Origin of the sequence: Stenotrophomonas sp. Marseille-Q4652 (assembly GCF_916618915.1) — a bacterium.
In the GTDB taxonomy this organism is placed as follows: Bacteria; Pseudomonadota; Gammaproteobacteria; order Xanthomonadales; family Xanthomonadaceae; genus Stenotrophomonas.
In genome coordinates this window covers 3,235,258-3,252,260 of record NZ_CAKAKE010000001.1, presented here as the reverse complement: position 1 = coordinate 3,252,260, position 17,003 = coordinate 3,235,258, and the positions used below count along the sequence as shown (strand labels likewise).

Sequence of the window (17,003 nt, the reverse complement as noted above, 5' to 3'; positions counted from 1 at the left end):
GCTCAGCCCGGCATCCAGTCCAGCAGGTGTTCCAGGCGCTGGTGCGGGTCGTCTTCCTGCAGCAGCAGCAGGCGCTGCTCCTCATCCAGCGGCAGCAGCTCGGCCAGCCGCCAGCCAACCCATGCTGCCTGCTCGAACTGCGCCGGACCGGCACTGGCGAACTCGCCGCCGGCCTGTTCGAGGATGCGTTCCAGCAGGGTGCCCAGCAGCGCATGCTCGGGCCGCAGCTCGTCGTCGCTGTCGGGCTCGCGCCACTGCACCTCGCCCACCACCAGGCCGTTGTCACGCACGCGGGTGCGCTCGACATGGAAACGGCGGCCGCCGCGCAGGCGCAGTACCAGCACGCCGTCGGCGCCGACGTCGAAATCCTCGATCCGCGCTTCCACGCCCCACGCGGCTGGCGTGGCCGGCGCGCCGACCTCTTCGCCGTCGAGGATCAGGCACACGCCAAAGCCGCTGCCCTGGCGGCCACACTCGCGCACCAGGTCCAGGTAGCGGCTCTCGAACACGCGCAGCCCCAGTGCGGCCCCGGGGAGCAACGCGCCATGCAGGGGGAACAGCGGCAGGGTCTGCGGAAGGCTCATCGGCACGAAAGCAAAGCGGAAACAGGGAGGCGATGGTAACGCAGCCCACCCATCGGGCCAGGGCAGGCGCACTGTCCCGTCGTTGCCTCAGCGTTGCGCGTGCTGCAGCAGCGCGAGGAAGCGCCGCGGTGCATCGTCGAAGCCACCGTTGGACATGAACACCACGAGGTCACCCGCTTGCACCTGTGCCTGCAGCCGCGCCAGCAGCGTGTCGGTATCGGCCACTGCCATGGCATCACCACGCACCGCGTCGATCACCTTCGCCGCATCCCACGGCAGTTCCGGCCGCGCCAGGAACACCACCGCATCGGCGATATCCAGCGAAGGCGCCAGCGCATCGGCGTGCGCGCCCAGCCGCATCGAGTTGCTGCGCGGCTCCATCGCCACCACGATCCGCGACTGGCCGATGCGCGCACGCAGGCCCTCAAGCGTGGTGTGGATGGCGGTCGGATGGTGGGCGAAGTCGTCGTAGATGGTGATGCCGCTGGCCTGGCCAATCACTTCCATGCGCCGCTTGACGCTGTGGAAACCGGCCAGCGCAGGCGCCACTGCGGCAACATCCACACCCATGGCATGCACCGCCGCCAGCGCGGCCAGGCCGTTGAGCACGTTGTGCCGGCCCAGCAGCGACCACTGCACCGTGGCTACTTCCGCGCCGCGATGCAGGACGGCGAAGGCGCTGCCGTCCTCGTTGACCAGCCGCGCACTCCACTCCATCGACACATCGAAGCCGAAGCGTTCGACCGGGGTCCAGCAGCCCATCGCCAGCACTTCGGCCAGGCGCTCGTCCTCGCCATTGACGATCAGGCGGCCGCGGCCGGGCACGGTGCGCACCAGATGGTGGAACTGGCGCTGGATCGCGGCCACGTCCGGGAAGATGTCGGCGTGGTCGTATTCGAGGTTGTTGAGGATCGCCACCAGCGGGCGGTAGTGCACGAACTTGCTGCGCTTGTCGAAGAATGCGGTGTCGTACTCGTCGGCCTCGACCACGAACTCGCGGCCCTGGCCGATCCGCGCCGAAACGCCGAAGTCCTCAGCCACGCCACCGATCAGGAAACCCGGTTCGCGCCCGGCCGCCTGCAGCAGGAAGGCCAGGATCGTGGTCGTGGTGGTCTTGCCATGGGTGCCGGCCACCGCCAGCGTGTCACGCCCGGGCAGCACCTTTTCCGACAGCCACTGCGCACCGGAGGTATAGCGCCGGCCTGCATCGAGCACGGCCTCGACCGCGGGGTTCCCGCGCGACAGCGCGTTGCCGACCACCACTTCCTCGCAACCAGCGGAGATGTGTTCCGGCGAATAGCCCTGCTTGAGGGAAATACCCAGCCGCTCGAGCTGGGTGGACATCGGCGGGTACACCGCCTGGTCACTGCCTTCGACCTGGTAGCCCAGTTCGCGCGCCAGGGCGGCCACGCCACCCATGAAGGTTCCGGCAATGCCGAGGATGTGGATCGTGCTCATGCGCCTGATTGTCGCCGATGCGCCGGCGCAGCGGTACGTGCGCGGTGGCCGGGACTACGCCTGTGCGGGAACATTCGCCGGGCGCTGTCGGGGAAACCCCGATAGCCAAGCCTGAACAGGTCCGTAGAATGTGCGCCGTGCCAGCCGCAGCACCCCCGATTGGTCCTACTCCCCAAGAGGCCATCCCCACGGGAGCTCACGCTGCGGGGCCCTGAGCAAGCCCTCAAGCTGGTATCAACGCGTCATACGCGCCTGCCGGATCCGGTCGCAACGACCGGGTCCGGTTTTTTTTGCCCGGAATCTTTCGGCCGGTACGGGCCGGCGCATTGCACGGCGGCCTGCGCAGCCCGCACCGCCAGGCGGCACGGACTGTGGAGGCCTCAGCGCTTGATTGCCGCCAGGATGCGGGCCAGCACTTCGTCCAGTGAACCCACGCCGTCGATCTTGGCCAGGGTGCCGCGGTCTTCGTAGAAGCCGATCACCGGGGCGGTGGAGTCGTTGTACACCTGCAGGCGCTTGCGCACCGACTCGGGGTTGTCGTCCTCGCGGCCTTCGGCCTTGGCGCGACCGGCAATGCGCTCGACCAGCAGCTCGGTGGCCACGTCCAGCTGCACCACGGCATCCAGCGGCTGGCCGATCTTGGCCAGCAGGCCGTCCAGCGCGTTGGCCTGGGCCACGTTGCGCGGATAACCGTCGAGGATGAAACCCTTGGCGACGTCATCGCGACCCAGGCGCGATTCCAGCATGCCCAGCAGGATGTCGTCGGACACCAGGTCACCACGTGCCATCACTTCCTTGGCCTGCAGGCCAAGCTCGGTGCCGGCGGCCACTTCGGCGCGCAGCAGGTCACCGGTGGAAATGTGCGGAATCTGCAGTTGTTCCTTCAGGCGGGTCGCCTGAGTTCCCTTGCCCGAACCGGGCGGCCCCAACAGAACCAATCGCATTCCTGACTCCCAATGTGGAAAAAAACCGGAGGGGACAACGCGCGGGACTGAGGAGACCGTCACGCTGCACCGCAATAAGCGCAGCTTACCGCATCCGCATAATGTCCCGCTTGTCCCCCCACCCAACGGAGCGCCCCGCGATGTCCCAAGGCACCCTGCTCTACGCCCAGTCCGGTGGCGTTACCGCCGTGATCAATGCTACTGCCGCGGCCGTGATCGGCGAGGCCCGCGCCCGCAAGGTCAAGGTCCTGGCCGCACGCAACGGCATTCTCGGGGCCCTGCGTGAAGACCTGATCGATACCTCGCGCGAAACGGCCGCCACCATTGCCGCGCTGGCACACACCCCGGGCGGCGCCTTTGGTTCGTGTCGCTACAAGCTCAAGTCGCTGGACGAGGACCGGTCCCGGTACGAGCGGCTGCTGGAGGTGTTCAAGGCCCACGACGTGCGCTGGTTCCTCTACAACGGCGGCAACGACTCGGCCGATACCGCATTGAAGGTCTCGCAGCTGGCCAAGGCATTCGGCTATCCGCTGTCGTGCATCGGCGTGCCCAAGACCATCGACAACGACCTGGCCGTGACCGATGCCTCGCCCGGCTTCGGCTCGGCGGCCAAGTACACCGCCGTGTCGGTGCGCGAGGCCGCGCTGGACGTGGCCGCGATGGCCGACACCTCGACAAGGGTGTTCGTCTACGAGGCGATGGGCCGGCACGCCGGCTGGCTGGCGGCGTCGGCCGGGCTGGCCGGGGAAGGTCCGGACGAGGCCCCGCACATCATCCTGCTGCCCGAGCGCGCGTACGACGAGGCGCGCTTCCTGGCCAGGGTGAAGGACGTCGTCGACCGCGTCGGCTACTGCGTGGTCGTGGCCAGCGAGGGCATCCAGACCGCAGACGGAAAGTTCGTCGCCGATGCCGGCGGTGGCAAGGATTCCTTCGGCCACACCCAGCTCGGCGGCGTGGCCTCGCAGCTGGCTGCCCGGGTCAAGGACGCGCTGGGCTTCAAGGTGCACTGGGCCCTGCCCGACTACCTGCAGCGCTCCGCCCGCCACATCGCCTCGAAGACCGACTGGGAGCAGGCGCAGGCGGTGGGCAAGGCGGCGGTGCAGTTCGCGCTCAAGAGCCAGAACGCGGTGATGCCGGTGATCGTGCGCACCTCCGACGCGCCCTACCGCTGGAAGATCGAGGCCGCGCCGCTGACCAGGGTCGCCAACCACGAGAAGAAGCTGCCGGCCGGCTTCATCCGCAAGGATGGCTTTGGCATCACCGAGCGTGCGCGCAGCTACCTACAGCCGCTGATCCGCGGTGAGGCGCCGCTGCCCTACGGCCGCGACGGCCTGCCGCGCTACGTGCAGCTGAAGAACGTCGGGGTGGCGAAAAAACTGCCCGCCTGGGAAGGCTGAGCAAGCGCAGAAATGTGACGAGGGTAGAGGCCACCCATGGACGTGGGGCCTAGAATCAGCGCCGGCCGACAGGACACGGCCGGCCGCCGACCCGACCTCCGCAACCTGCGGAACGCATACAAGGACCGTATCGATGAAGCGCAATGCGCTGTTTTCCGTGATGCTGCTCGCTGCAGCTCCGTCCGTCTTCGCCAATACCTGCGAAAGCAGTTTCCAGAAGAAGGGCAACCCGATCACCGGCACCACCTACACCGCCTCGGTGAGCCACCAGGACCTGACCGTGGCCAACGCCATTGGCCAGATGCGGGTGATCGCCAAGAACGCGAACATGGACGTGGTGAGCGAAGACGTGGAGGCCGGCGCGATGCTGATCGAGGAGCCGCAGACCGCGACCCGCCGCTCGGTGCCGATGATCGTCACCGCCACCCACGACGCCGGGCTCGGCACCGTGGGCATGATGGTCAAGCTCAGCCCAGGCGCGGTGGCGCGTGCCGACGGGGTCCGTGCCGAGATGTGCAGGTTGCTGGGGCAGGTGCAACCGGGCCGAGCCGGTGCGCAACTGGCGGCCAGCACGCCGAAAGCGTCGACGGTGAACATCAGCGCCGCCACCTTCGCCAACCAGCTGCGTACCCAGCACAAGGAAAACCCGGCGGCGATCGAGCCGCGCTACAAGGGCAAGACCTACGCGATCAGCGGTCGCGTCACCGGCGTGCTCAAGAGCGGCGGCACCTACAACGCCGGTTTCGACGTGGGTGGACGCACGGCGGTCGATTTCGAAACGGTTTCGATCACCTGCGCCTTCGCCCCCAGCCAGGCGGCCTATGCACTGGCGCTGCGTCCCAGCGAGCGGGTGAACCTGGTCGGCGTGGTCGACTACTACAACCAGATCGACCGGGTGTTGTGGCTGAAGGACTGCAAGGGCGGCTGACAGCTACTGCGCTACCCCAGGGCCCGGACGATGTCGTTGTCCGGGCCTTTTTGTTGCCCCCATCAACGGCAGGCCTTGCCTTCCAGCGTGAGCTTCGCGGCATACAGCGGCACCTTGGGCATGGCGCCGGCGGCGGCCTGCTGCCTGGCTTCTTCCAGATAGATGCGTGCCTGCCCCTGGCCATCGAGCTTGGGCGCCTGCTGCACCGGCAGGCGCCAGACCCGCACCACCGCCTGCTGCGACGGGCAGGTCGCACGGGGCACGCGGATCACGTCGTTGAGCTTCCAGCCCTTCGCCTCGCTGGGCCTGGCCTTGTCAAAATCCACGAACCTTGCGCGTGCCTGGCACTGCTCGCTGGTACGCACGGCGCTGTAGCGATATGGATTGCCGGCCTCGCCGGTGAACACTCCTTCCAGGCGCGCGCAGGCTTCCGGAATCTGCCGCAGCGTGTGGACCACGCCGTCGGCCTGCGCGCTGGCAGCCGGGCGCTGCATCTCCGGCACCTGGGCCGCCACCGGGGCGGCCAGCGGCAACAGGACCAGGCTCAACAGGGAACGAGGGGACATGGCGGCACTCCTGACCATCGGGTGTCCCACCCTGCCAGCGGCGATCTGAACCGGCCGCCAAGGCGCAACCCCGGTGCTGCAGCGCGGCGCACATCCCTGCGCACCAATCAACGTGCGCTGCGTGACGCATCGCACGCGCACGTGCTGGCGGCTGCGCAGGCTTTGCCCGCATACTCGCCGCACCAGGGATTGCTGAACACCGCCACACGCTTGAAGACCGGGCACGGTCTGAACGGGTTGGTCATCGGTTGCAGCCCGTAGTGCCCGCCGTGGAGAGATTCATCCGTCGCTGGATGTCATCCATCACCCGGGAGGGGACATGCTGGAACGTTACGGACTTCCGCTGGCGCTGCTGTGCGCCATCGTCGCCATTGTCTACGGCATCATTTCGGCCCGCTGGGTATTGCGCCAACCCGCCGGCAACCCACGCATGCAGGAGATCGCCGCCGCCATCCAGGAAGGCGCGCGCGCCTACCTCAACCGCCAGTACCTCACGATCGCCATTGCCGGCGCCGTGCTGTTCGTCCTCGTGGGTCTGTTCCTGAGCTGGTATACCGCCATCGGCTTCGCGCTCGGCGCGGTGCTGTCCGGCGCCGCCGGCTACATTGGCATGAACGTGTCGGTACGCGCCAACGTGCGCACGGCCGAGGCCGCCAACCGCGGCTTGGGTGCGGCGATGGACGTGGCGTTCCGCGGTGGTGCGATCACCGGGATGCTGGTGGTCGGACTGGGCCTGCTGGGCGTGGCCGGCTACTTCTGGGTGCTGCAGCGGATGGGACTGGCGCTGGCCGACAACCTGCACGCACTGGTGGGGCTGGCCTTCGGCTCGTCGCTGATCTCGATCTTCGCGCGCCTGGGTGGCGGCATCTTCACCAAGGGCGCGGACGTCGGCGCGGACCTGGTCGGCAAGGTCGAGGCCGGCATTCCCGAGGACGATCCGCGCAACCCCGCGGTGATCGCCGACAACGTCGGTGACAACGTCGGCGACTGCGCCGGCATGGCCGCCGACCTGTTCGAGACCTACGCGGTCACGGTGATCGCCACGATGCTGCTGGGCGGGCTGATGCTCGAGCAGATCGGGCCCAACGCGGTGCTGTATCCGCTGGTGCTGGGCGGCGTGTCGATCATCGCCTCGATCATCGGCGCGTTCTTCGTCAAGGTAAAACCGGGCGGCTCGATCATGGGTGCGCTGTACAAGGGCGTGATCGTCTCCGGCGTGCTGGCGGCCATCGCATTCTGGCCGGTGACCACGCAGCTGATGGCCGGCTCGAGCTACGGTGCATTGAACCTGTATCTTTGCGCGCTGATCGGGCTGGTGCTGACCGGGTTGATCGTATGGATCACCGAGTACTACACCGGCACCCAGTACAAGCCGGTGCAGCACGTGGCTGCCGCCTCCACCACCGGCCACGGCACCAACATCATTGCCGGCCTCGGCGTGTCGATGAAGTCCACCGCGCTGCCGGTGGTGGCGGTCTGCGCGGCGATCTGGTTCGCGCACCTGCACGGCGGCCTGTATGGCATCGCCATCGCCGCCACCGCGATGCTGTCCATGGCCGGGATGATCGTGGCGCTGGATGCCTACGGCCCGATCACCGACAACGCCGGCGGCATTGCCGAGATGAGCGAACTGCCGCCGGCGATCCGCGACATCACCGATCCGCTGGATGCAGTGGGCAACACCACCAAGGCGGTGACCAAGGGCTATGCGATCGGCTCGGCAGCCCTTGCCGCGCTCGTCCTGTTCGCCGACTACACCCACAACCTGCAGGCCAGCAATCCCGGCGAGGTCTTTGCCTTCGACCTGTCCGACCACACCGTGATCATCGGCCTGCTGATCGGCGGACTGATCCCCTACCTGTTCGGCGCGATGGCGATGGAGGCGGTGGGCCGGGCCGCCGGTGCGGTGGTGGAAGAGGTCCGCCGCCAGTTCCGCGAGATCCCCGGGATCATGCAGGGCACCGGCAAGCCGCGGTACGACCGCGCGGTGGACATGCTGACGAAGTCGGCGATCCGCGAAATGATCCTGCCCTCGCTGCTGCCGGTGGTGGTGCCGGTGGTGGTGGGCCTGCTGCTCGGGCCCCGGGCGCTGGGCGGCCTGCTGATCGGCACCATCGTCACCGGCCTGTTCGTGGCGATCTCGATGACCACCGGCGGCGGCGCCTGGGACAACGCCAAGAAGTACATCGAGGACGGCCACCACGGCGGCAAGGGCAGCGAGGCGCACAAGGCCGCGGTCACCGGCGACACCGCCGGCGATCCGTACAAGGACACCGCCGGCCCCGCGATCAATCCGCTGATCAAGATCATCAACATCGTGGCCCTGCTGCTGGTACCGCTGCTGTGACCGGGCGGCTCCCCGCCGGCGGGTGGCGGGGAGCCTGCCAAAAACTGAATGGGCGAGGTCCTGCGACCAATGACGTAGCTGGCTTTGGTGCGCCGCAAAACCGGGCATCGTAGAATGGCGGACTTTTCCAATAGAAAGTTCGGAGCAGGCGCATGGGTCTGGAACTCGTATCCCCGGGCAAGAACCCGCCGGATGAAATCAACGTCATCATCGAGATCCCGAAGGATTCGGAGCCGGTGAAGTACGAAGTGGACAAGGAATCGGGCGCGATCTTCGTCGACCGCATCCTCTCCACCCCGATGCGCTACCCGTGCAACTACGGCTACGTGCCCAACACCCTGTGCGGCGACGGCGACCCGGCCGACGTGCTGGTGGTGCTGCCGCTGCCGCTGGTCCCGGGCTCGGTGGTCCGTTGCCGTCCGGTCGGCGTGCTGAAGATGAGCGACGAGGCCGGCAGCGACGAGAAGATCCTGGCCGTGCCGATCGCCAAGATCTTCAGCGGCTATGCCCACGTCGAGGACATCAGCCAGGTGTCCAGCCACTGGCTGGAGCGCATCGGCCACTTCTTCGAGCACTACAAGGACCTGGAGAAGGGCAAGTGGGTCAAGGTCGAAGGCTGGGGCGGCGCCGAGGAGGCCAAGCGCATCCTCATCGAGGCCAACAAGACCTACAAGGCCAGCCTGGCCTGAGCCCCGTCAGGCCAGCCCCGGGCTGGCCTGGCAAGATCGGGGTCACGTTTCAGGCGTGTCCCCGATGACCTTTCGGCGGGCATTGGCTACATTTCATGCAGCATTCCGGCCCGCAGTCCGGCCGGCGATATCGGGGAAAGTGTCTTGCGTATTCTGCTTGTCGGCGACGAGGCCAGCCTGCCGGCTGACCTGATCGATTACATCGGTGACCTGGGTGACGAATGGCAGGTACAGCGGGTTGCCGATGGCAACGGCGCCATCGCCACCATCGCGTCCAGCCCGGTCGATGCGGTCATCACCGCCCCCCACCTGCCTGACCTGACTGCCGCCACCCTGCTCGGCCAGATCCGCACACTGCGCCCGGAAACCATCCGCATCGCGCTGATCGACGCGGACAGCAGCACCCGCCCGCCGCCGGCGCGGATCATCGGCGTGGCCCACCGCTTCCTGCCGCTGCCGCTGAGCCCGGAAGTGCTGCTCGACGCACTGACCAGCCTGGAAGAGCTGCGCGAGCTGTTGGACAGCCCGCACCTGCGCACCTCCATCGGCCGCATCGAGAAGCTGCCCTCGCCGCCGCACCTGTACCTCAGCCTCAAGCACGCGCTGGAAGAGGACGAGAACTGCGACACCGCCAGGATCGCCGACCTGATCGCCGGCGACCCGGGCGTCGCGGCCAAGGTGCTGCAGCTGTCCAATTCCGCGTTCTTCAACACCGGCCGTTCGATCACCGACCTGCGCGCGGCCGTGACCCGTCTGGGCCTGTCCACCTTGCGCGACCTGGTGCTGGCCAGCGAGGTGTTCTCCGGCCAGTCGCTGTCCAACGCCGAGCGCAATGCGCTGCAGATGCGCGCCCTGGCCGCTTCGCGCATGGCGGGCAAGCTGCTGCCGGCCTCCAGCGCTGACCTCGGTGCCACCGCCGCGCTGTTGGCCGACATCGGCCTGCTGCTGCCGGGCGTGCGCAACGAACGCGAACCGCAGGTGGCCGGTGACGACCGCCCGGGCCACGCCGAGGCCGGTGCCTACCTGCTGGGCCTGTGGGGACTGCCAATGCCGATCATCGAGGCCGTGGCCTTCCAGATGCAGCCGCAGCGCTCCAACCTGCGCAGTTTCTGGGTCACCGGTGCCGTCCACGTCGCCACGGCGCTGGTCTCCGGTGCTGCGGTCAACGAGGAATACCTGGCCAAGGTCGGGATGCTGCCCAAGCTCGATGCCTGGCGCGAGCAGGCTGCCGCGCTCAGCGGCCTCGCGCTCGAAGCCTGATACCCCCCGGGGGCACCTGCTGCCCCCGCATGCCTCACGCCGGCCTTGGCCGGCGCTGCTGTAATCCAGCCTGACACCCAGCTGCCGCCCCAAGGCGCCACGGCTGTGGCTGTGCTGCCACCGTCCTTCGTCTGCCTGCTCCGCTGCCGGACAATCCGCTGCGGGCTTCCCGTGTGCATTGAGCGTGCGGGTGACCAAGCGCTCGTCCGGTCCCTCCAAGCTCTCCCGCACCGAATCCTGCTGAGGCGTGGACCACGCGTTGCGTGGTGGGTGCGCAGGCCACGCAGCGCCACTGCCCCACGCACACGCTGACGGCCCAGACACCACGCCGCAGGTCATCGCAAACCACGCGCATGAAAAAAGGCGGGCCTTGCGGCCCGCCCTTCTGTTACTCAGTTCACGCTTCGATGGATCAGAAGCGCTGGGTGTACTTCATGTAGATGAAGCGACCGATGTCGAAGCCGCCGTAGTAGGCGAAATCGCTGTTCGGAGCCGAGTACTGCAGGGCACCGCGGTGATCGAACACGTTGTTGGCGCCAACCGCGATGGTGGCGTTCCACGGAGCCTGCCAGTTGACCTGCAGGTCGTGGAAGGTGTTCGAGCCGGTGGTGCGCACCGGATCCCACTCGCCGTTGGCGTAGCGGTTCGGCTGGTCGCACCAGCCGTCATCCAGCGTGATGCAGCCTTCCTTCATGCCCGAGTAGTAACGCGCGGTGTAGTTCACACCGAAGTCACCCAGCGACCAATTCACGCCCAGGTTGGAACGCACGCGGAAGATGCCCGGCGAACCGACGCTGCCGATGGTGATGTCTTCGCCAGCGGCGTTCTGGTTGGCTTCGTCGTACTTGGCGGTGTAGGTGGTCTGCCAGTCGATGCTGAACTGGCCGAACGAGGTTTCCGGCAGACGGTACTTCACGCCCAGGTCGTAGCCCTCGGTCTCCATCTGGCCCAGGTTGGCCAGGCCGTAGAACAGCTGGGAGACGTGACCGTCGGCAGCACGCACGATGCCTTCGCAGCGGGCGGAATTGCCGAGCACGTAGCAGTCGCGCAGGATGCGGTCGACGCTGTCGGAGATGATCATGTCCTTGATCTGGTAGTTGAACCAGTCAAGCGAGATGTCCAGGCCATCGACGAAACGCGGGCTCCACACCAGACCCACGGTCTTGCTCTTGGAGGTTTCCGGCAGCAGGTTCGGGTTCGAGCCAGAGATGAACTGGTCCGGGGTCTGGCACGGCCACGAGGTGCACGGCACGTAGCCCTGGCCCAGCTGCACGTAGGTCGGCGCAACGCCGGCGGCGGTACAGGCGGCATTGCCAGCCACGCTGCCCGGGACGCCGACGGAGCACGGATCGGTGAACTTCTCGAAGGAAGCACCGATGCCGCCGTACAGGTTGTCGATCGACGGCGCACGGAAGCCCTCGGCGTAGGTGCCGCGCACCAGCAGGTCGTCGGTCGGACGCCAGGTGATGCCGAACTTGCCGTTGGTGGTGTCACCGAAGTTGCTGTAGTCCGAGTAACGGCCGGCAACGTTGACGGTCAGTTCCTTGGCGAAGGCCACGTCGGCCAGCACCGGGATGTTCAGCTCGAGGTAAACCTCGTCCAGCTCGTACTTGCCGGCGGTGGTGGTGGCGGCCAGGCCGGTGAACTCACCCGACTGGGCGAAGGCATCCGGCACGTAGCGGCCGTCTTCCTCGCGGTGCTCCACACCGATGGCGAAGCCCAGTTCGCCGGCCGGCAGGCTCACGATCGAACCTGCCAGGTCAGCGGTGAGGCTGGTGGTCTTGGTGGTGCCGGTGGTGGTGTAGATCGGGAACAGGAAGTTCTGCAGGTCCGGATCAGCCAGCGAGCCGGCGCCAGCCACGCCGTACGGCAGCAGCGGGTTCCAGGCGTAGCAGCCGTCGATCGGATCGGCAGCGGTGCCGCAGCGGGCCACGCCGTTGCCGTCGACGAAGGATTCGCCCAGGGCCTGGCGGGCGGCGATCAGGCTCATGTCGCCGCGGTTGGACTTGGTGGTCTGGTTGCGGTTCCACAGCGCGCCGACGTTCCAGTCGAAGGTCTTGCCGGCGGCCTCGAAGTAGCCGCTCAGGCTCGGGGCGAAGCGGACGGTCTTCATCTGGCTGTCGGTGGTGCGCGGCACTTCCCACAGGCGACGACGGAAGCTGACGTCGCTGCCGATCGGGTTGAACGCGCTGTCAGCCGACAGCGGGGTCTCGAAGGAACCCGACTGGTACGGATAACCGGCGATCTGCTGCTCGGTGTTGCGCTCGTTGTACAGGATGTCGGCGTTGAAGGTGATGGCGTCGGTGAGGTCGTAGTTGCCGTTGACGTACAGCGACTTACGCTCGATACCGGTCTGCAGCATCATCTGCTGGTTGGAGTTGGCGTACTCGGCCGGGGTCAGCGGGTGGTAATCGGCCGGGTTGGTTGGATCGCCGTTCGGGTTCAGGGTGCACCATGCGGTGGCACCGCCGGCGCCGCACGGGCCGCTCCACGAGCCGTTCTGGCTCACCGGGCTCCAGTCATCCGGGGTCGAGTTCGGACCCAGGCCGCCGTCGCGCGAGAACCAGCGGTCCTTGGCGAACACCGGGTCCTGCTTGGAGTATTCGGCCGACAGGGTCACGCCGCCGCGCTCGCCTTCCGCACCGAGGGTGAACGAGTACTGGGTGGTGTCGCCGTCGCCTTCGCCGTACTGGCCGACGTAGACCTGGGCTTCAGCACCGTCGAAGCGCTTGCGGGTGATCACGTTGACCACGCCGGCGATGGCGTCCGAACCGTAGATGGCCGAGGCGCCGTCCTTCAGGATCTCGATGCGCTCGATGGCCGACATCGGGATCTGGCTCAGGTCCTGGTAGCCGCCGGTGGTGGCGCCCAGGCGCTTGCCGTTCATCAGAACCAGGGTGCGGTTGGCGCCCAGGTTGCGGATGTCGATGTAGTAGCCGCCCACGTTCTCGCCCGAGGCCAGGGCTTCAGCGCGCGAGATCGCCGGGGAGCCGGCCGAGGTCAAGTTCTGCAGCACGTCGGCAACGCTGGTGAAGCCCTGCTGTTCCAGAGCCTCGCGGTTCAGCGTGAGGATCGGCTGCTGGGTTTCCATGTTGGCGCCGCGGATGCGCGAACCGGTGACCTCGATACGGTCCAGGTCGGTGGTCGCCTTGGCTTCCTGCGCGGAAGCGAACGCCGGGGTCAGCGCGATCGCGATACCAGCGGGCAGCAGGCCCATCCGCACTGCGGGAGTACGAAACTTCATCAATCTCTCCAGTTACGTTAGTGGTGTGTTAAACACCCCTGAACGTTACGTTCGGCCGGCAGCGCTGGTTTTGCGGGAGTCGCCCTTAGACTTTGCCGACTCTGGCGGCAGGTTTGCGGCCGCAGCATCGCGGTAGCGGCTGGCCGTCGTCCCGAAGTGCGCACGGAACGCACGCGCGAAACTGCAGCAGTTGTCAAAGCCACTGGCCGAGGCAACTTCGCCGATCATCATGTCGGTATCGCGCAGCAGTTGCGCCGCGCGCTCCAGGCGCAGGCGCGCCGACAACGCCTGCGGGCTTTCCTCGTAGAGGCTCTGGAACGTCTTGGAGAGATACCAGCTGGAGAAGTTGGCCAGCTCGGCCAGTTCGCCGATGCGGACCACGCGGTGGCTGTTGCCTTCCAGATAGAGGCGGGCGCGTTGCATGCGGCCGAACACCTGGCGCTTGCGGCTGCGCGAACGCCCCGGGCAGCGCTGCACCGAATCCAACAGCTCACGCTGCAGCGAGGCGAGGTGCAGCAGGATCGGGCGCAGCGACTGCGTGCCCGAATCGGGCTGGGCTCCGTCACGCCACAGCCGCAGGGCGACACGCGCCTCGTGGCGCGTGGTCCTGCCGCGGCCGGCATACAGACCGCAATCGGCCAGTTCGCCCAGGGTGCGCAGCGCCTCGGCATTGAGACTGACGCCGATGCACAGGCCGTCACGACCGGCCTGCACCAGCGGGCGGGATTCCTTCTCGAAGGCGATCCACTCGCCGCGGTGCAGGCGGAACTTTCCTTCCTTGGCCTCGACCCACGAGCTGCCGCGCAACTGCAGCCACACGGTGAAGGCCGCGCCGGAGGTCTGCAGGCTGCCGAGCCGGGCCGCGCCCATGCAGGCACTGACCGCACCCTCGTCGACGCGATGGTCCAGGGAAAGGGACTGGCCACGATCGGCCCAGAACAACTGACGCATGAAAACCTCGGCTTTGCCATTGCAGGCCGGAGGTTTTGCCGGATCAGGTCGCTGGAATCAGGATGTCCTCACGAGATCGCCACGAATTCTCACCGAGGCCAATCCGAAAGAATCACGAATTGTCTTTTTTCAACAGTGGCAACCACTTGGAGAAGCCGGACAGCAGTACGCGGGGCTCCTGCTGGACCTCCATCACCGCGATGTCGGTGCCGTCGGCCGGGGCCATGGCCACATACAGCGACTGGCCGTCCGGGGCGGCACTGAAGCCATTGCTCGAACTCAGCCGCGTGCTGTCCAGACAGCGGGTCGACGCCGGCCCACTCAGGAGGCTGAACTGGCTGGCGCACTCACCCTGCGTGGACAGATACGCTACCTGCGCATCAGGCAGCAGCGCCCAGGTCCGGTAACGCCAGCGGGTCGGCAGGGCCGGATCCAGAACCTGCACGCTGGCCGCATCCAGATCAGGGGCGACCTGCCAGAGTCCGCCCGCGGGACGGGTGAACAGCACCCGGTCGCGGACCCGGTCGAACTGGGCCTGGGTGACCCCCTCGAGCACCGCGAGCCGGCGCCACGGGGTCACGCTGCGGTCGAAAAGGACCAGGCGCGTGCCCATGCGCCCGTCACCGCCCTGCTCCACCACAAGCAGCTCGTTCTCGCGCGCGCCGTAGATCGCCTGCAGCGGCACCTCCGACGGCACCGGCAGGGTCGTCGCCTGGCCGCTGTCCGGGGCAACCTCGTGGATCAGCGGCCGGTCGTGGCGGTCACGCCCGGTGAGCAGCAGGTGCCTGCTGTCCGGCGACCAGGCCGGCGGCTGCCGGGTCTCGGGAACCACGCCTTCGATCATGCGTACGGTGTCGGGCTGCCCAGGCCGTCCCCACCACAGCGCCACCACACCGGAACGGTCCGAAGTAAACGCCAGTTGCTCGCCGTCGGGCGAAACCATCGGCTGGGTGTCGCGGCCGGAGGACGGGAACAGGCGCTCGGCCGGACCGCCCCCCAGGGGCACGCGGTACAGCCCGAAATGCGGCTGCCGGTGCACGAAGGTCAGCACGTTGTGTGCACGCGACACGGCCGGCATCTGTGCATCGTCGATGCCGAGGTCGCGCAGGGTGCGGGTACCCACGTCCAGCCGGTACAGGCGCGCCTCGCTGTCCACGCGCCGACCGAACACGATTGCCCCGTCCGGCAGCCAGCTCCAGCCACGGATCTCGGCGGCATCCTCGGTCAGCGGCTCGGCCTGGCCACCTGTAACGGGCATCCACCACAGGGTGCCGAGCTGCGGATTGCGGACGAAGCCTATGTGCCGTCCGTCCGGGGAGAAGCGCGGCGCGTAGTCGAAGTCGCCATCACCGATCGGGTAGTCCAGCGCAGTCCAGCGCCCGGAGGCGATGTCCAGCAAGCGGATGCCGCGGCTGGCGTCGGCGCCGGTCATGGTGCCGAACACCAGGCCGTCGCCCGCCGGGGTCCAGTCAAAGCTGAGCATCTCGGTGCCGTCGCAGGACACCGCGCGACGCGGGGCGCCGCCAGTGGCACTGACAATCAGTACCTCGCAGCTGCCCTGCGGTCCAAACCGGGCGAAGGCGATCTGACGGCCATCCGGCGACCAGGCCGGGAACCGGTCCATATGCCCCGGCGGCGGGACGACCAGCCGGCGTGCGGGCACATTGCCCGTGGCCTGCAGGTGGATGGTGCTGGTCCCGCTCCCGGGCTCCTCGGTCGCGTAGGCGACCAGCGAACCATCGGGCGACACGGTCGGATTGACCTCGAAACCGGGCGAGGCGGTGATCAGCCGGTAGGGTCGCCCGGGGCTGCCGACCACGCGCGGACCTTCCGCGGTGCGCGCCGCACTGGCTCCGGCGTCGCGCTGCCATAGCAGCCAGCCCATGCCCAGCGTCGCGCACAGCAGCACCACGATCACCAGCGCGGGCAGGTACTGTCTTGCCCGGCGAGCGCGCCTGCCGGCCACGGGAGCTGCCGGCTGAGTGGGAACCGTCACCGGCTCCGCTGCTGGCGCGGTTTCAACCGGCATGGAGGCCGCCACCGGTTCGTCCAGCCACTGCACCGGTGCCAGCAGCCGGTAACCGGTCTTGGCGATGGTCTCGATATAGGGTGCTTCTTCGCCGGCGGCAAAGGCCTTGCGGAGCTGGGTGACAGCCTGGGTCAGCACATCGTTGGTCGGCGCGGTGCCGGCCCAGACCCCGGCGAACAGTTCCTCGCGCGTCACCACCCGGCCTTCGGCACGCACCAGCGCCAGGAGCACGCCCAGCGCCTTGGGCGTGATGCGGTGCGGACGGCGGGCATTGGGTGCGTGTACCTCGCGTGCGGAGAGCACGACGATGCATTGGCCAATGGCGATCCTGTCGGACATCTGAGGATCTTGTTGGTTCAGGGGCATTCCACGTACACGGGATCGTAGGCCTGGCGGGAACGGATCAGTCGCCACACTCGGCAAAAAGGCCAAGCGCAAAAGGCAAATGAATCCCAGGGGCCGAATACTAGCCTAGGCCATGTTAACCGTGCCCTTAGCACGGTAGACACCAGGCTCTCTCTCGCCGAAGCATTCAATATAACTGCGACACGATTCGCGCCTCCGGGCGCGATTTTTTGTCTGCTTTCCGGCGCTTCGGCGCTGCCG

12 protein-coding genes are annotated in these 17,003 nt (G+C 67.6%); 5 read left to right on the top strand and 7 right to left on the bottom strand.

The window, feature by feature from the left end:
* Positions 1–2: 2 nt before the first annotated feature.
* The 3 genes from LG380_RS15335 to LG380_RS15325 all read right to left on the bottom strand — a co-directional run bounded on the left by LG380_RS15335 (position 3) and on the right by LG380_RS15325 (position 2,986).
* Complete coding sequence (locus tag LG380_RS15335; RefSeq protein WP_225766284.1) at positions 3–584, bottom strand: LON peptidase substrate-binding domain-containing protein; 582 nt, start codon at positions 582–584, stop codon at positions 3–5.
* 87 nt (positions 585–671) lie between these two features.
* A complete protein-coding gene (gene mpl, locus LG380_RS15330; RefSeq protein ID WP_225766282.1) occupies positions 672–2,042 on the bottom strand; it encodes a UDP-N-acetylmuramate:L-alanyl-gamma-D-glutamyl-meso-diaminopimelate ligase in 1,371 nt (456 codons plus the stop codon).
* A gap of 380 nt (positions 2,043–2,422) precedes the next feature.
* Complete coding sequence (locus tag LG380_RS15325; RefSeq protein WP_225766281.1) at positions 2,423–2,986, bottom strand: adenylate kinase; 564 nt, start codon at positions 2,984–2,986, stop codon at positions 2,423–2,425.
* A 140-nt stretch (positions 2,987–3,126) separates the two neighbouring features.
* On the opposite strand from LG380_RS15325, the gene LG380_RS15320 reads away from it, so the two are divergent.
* Positions 3,127–4,383, top strand: coding sequence for a 6-phosphofructokinase (locus tag LG380_RS15320; protein ID WP_225766279.1), 1,257 nt, complete (start codon positions 3,127–3,129; stop codon positions 4,381–4,383).
* Between the two features lie 133 nt (positions 4,384–4,516).
* Positions 4,517–5,311: an OB-fold putative lipoprotein gene (locus tag LG380_RS15315; RefSeq protein WP_225766277.1), complete on the top strand. Its 795-nt coding sequence runs from the start codon at positions 4,517–4,519 to the stop codon at positions 5,309–5,311.
* 62 nt (positions 5,312–5,373) lie between these two features.
* On the opposite strand, the gene LG380_RS15310 is transcribed toward LG380_RS15315, so the two are convergent.
* On the bottom strand, positions 5,374–5,877 hold the full coding sequence (locus LG380_RS15310; RefSeq protein ID WP_225766275.1) for a hypothetical protein: 504 nt from the start codon (positions 5,875–5,877) through the stop codon (positions 5,374–5,376).
* A gap of 319 nt (positions 5,878–6,196) precedes the next feature.
* Between LG380_RS15310 and LG380_RS15305 the strand changes: the two genes are divergently transcribed.
* The 3 genes from LG380_RS15305 to LG380_RS15295 all read left to right on the top strand — a co-directional run bounded on the left by LG380_RS15305 (position 6,197) and on the right by LG380_RS15295 (position 10,173).
* On the top strand, positions 6,197–8,224 hold the full coding sequence (locus LG380_RS15305; RefSeq protein WP_225766273.1) for a sodium-translocating pyrophosphatase: 2,028 nt from the start codon (positions 6,197–6,199) through the stop codon (positions 8,222–8,224).
* Positions 8,225–8,376: 152 nt separating this feature from the next.
* Positions 8,377–8,913 carry an inorganic diphosphatase gene (gene ppa / locus LG380_RS15300; protein ID WP_225766271.1) on the top strand — a complete coding sequence of 179 codons (537 nt, stop codon included), beginning with the start codon at positions 8,377–8,379 and terminating at the stop codon, positions 8,911–8,913.
* A 144-nt stretch (positions 8,914–9,057) separates the two neighbouring features.
* Positions 9,058–10,173: an HDOD domain-containing protein gene (locus LG380_RS15295; protein ID WP_225766270.1), complete on the top strand. Its 1,116-nt coding sequence runs from the start codon at positions 9,058–9,060 to the stop codon at positions 10,171–10,173.
* 412 nt (positions 10,174–10,585) lie between these two features.
* Here the strand turns inward: LG380_RS15295 and LG380_RS15290 are convergent, their stop codons facing one another.
* From LG380_RS15290 to LG380_RS15280, 3 genes are all read right to left on the bottom strand, one after another.
* Positions 10,586–13,417, bottom strand: coding sequence for a TonB-dependent receptor (locus tag LG380_RS15290; protein WP_225766268.1), 2,832 nt, complete (start codon positions 13,415–13,417; stop codon positions 10,586–10,588).
* Positions 13,418–13,462: 45 nt separating this feature from the next.
* Positions 13,463–14,368, bottom strand: coding sequence for a helix-turn-helix transcriptional regulator (locus LG380_RS15285; RefSeq protein WP_225766266.1), 906 nt, complete (start codon positions 14,366–14,368; stop codon positions 13,463–13,465).
* Positions 14,369–14,480: 112 nt separating this feature from the next.
* Positions 14,481–16,736 carry a winged helix-turn-helix domain-containing protein gene (locus tag LG380_RS15280; protein ID WP_225766264.1) on the bottom strand — a complete coding sequence of 752 codons (2,256 nt, stop codon included), beginning with the start codon at positions 16,734–16,736 and terminating at the stop codon, positions 14,481–14,483.
* Positions 16,737–17,003: the final 267 nt, after the last annotated feature.

Coding starts and splice junctions, on each gene's coding strand:
- LG380_RS15335 (WP_225766284.1), bottom strand. CDS start 584: ATGAGCCTTCCGCAGACCCTGCCGCTGTTCCCCCTGCATGGCGCGTTG.
- mpl (WP_225766282.1), bottom strand. CDS start 2,042: ATGAGCACGATCCACATCCTCGGCATTGCCGGAACCTTCATGGGTGGC.
- LG380_RS15325 (WP_225766281.1), bottom strand. CDS start 2,986: ATGCGATTGGTTCTGTTGGGGCCGCCCGGTTCGGGCAAGGGAACTCAG.
- LG380_RS15320 (WP_225766279.1), top strand. CDS start 3,127: ATGTCCCAAGGCACCCTGCTCTACGCCCAGTCCGGTGGCGTTACCGCC.
- LG380_RS15315 (WP_225766277.1), top strand. CDS start 4,517: ATGAAGCGCAATGCGCTGTTTTCCGTGATGCTGCTCGCTGCAGCTCCG.
- LG380_RS15310 (WP_225766275.1), bottom strand. CDS start 5,877: ATGTCCCCTCGTTCCCTGTTGAGCCTGGTCCTGTTGCCGCTGGCCGCC.
- LG380_RS15305 (WP_225766273.1), top strand. CDS start 6,197: ATGCTGGAACGTTACGGACTTCCGCTGGCGCTGCTGTGCGCCATCGTC.
- ppa (WP_225766271.1), top strand. CDS start 8,377: ATGGGTCTGGAACTCGTATCCCCGGGCAAGAACCCGCCGGATGAAATC.
- LG380_RS15290 (WP_225766268.1), bottom strand. CDS start 13,417: ATGAAGTTTCGTACTCCCGCAGTGCGGATGGGCCTGCTGCCCGCTGGT.
- LG380_RS15285 (WP_225766266.1), bottom strand. CDS start 14,368: ATGCGTCAGTTGTTCTGGGCCGATCGTGGCCAGTCCCTTTCCCTGGAC.
- LG380_RS15280 (WP_225766264.1), bottom strand. CDS start 16,736: ATGTCCGACAGGATCGCCATTGGCCAATGCATCGTCGTGCTCTCCGCA.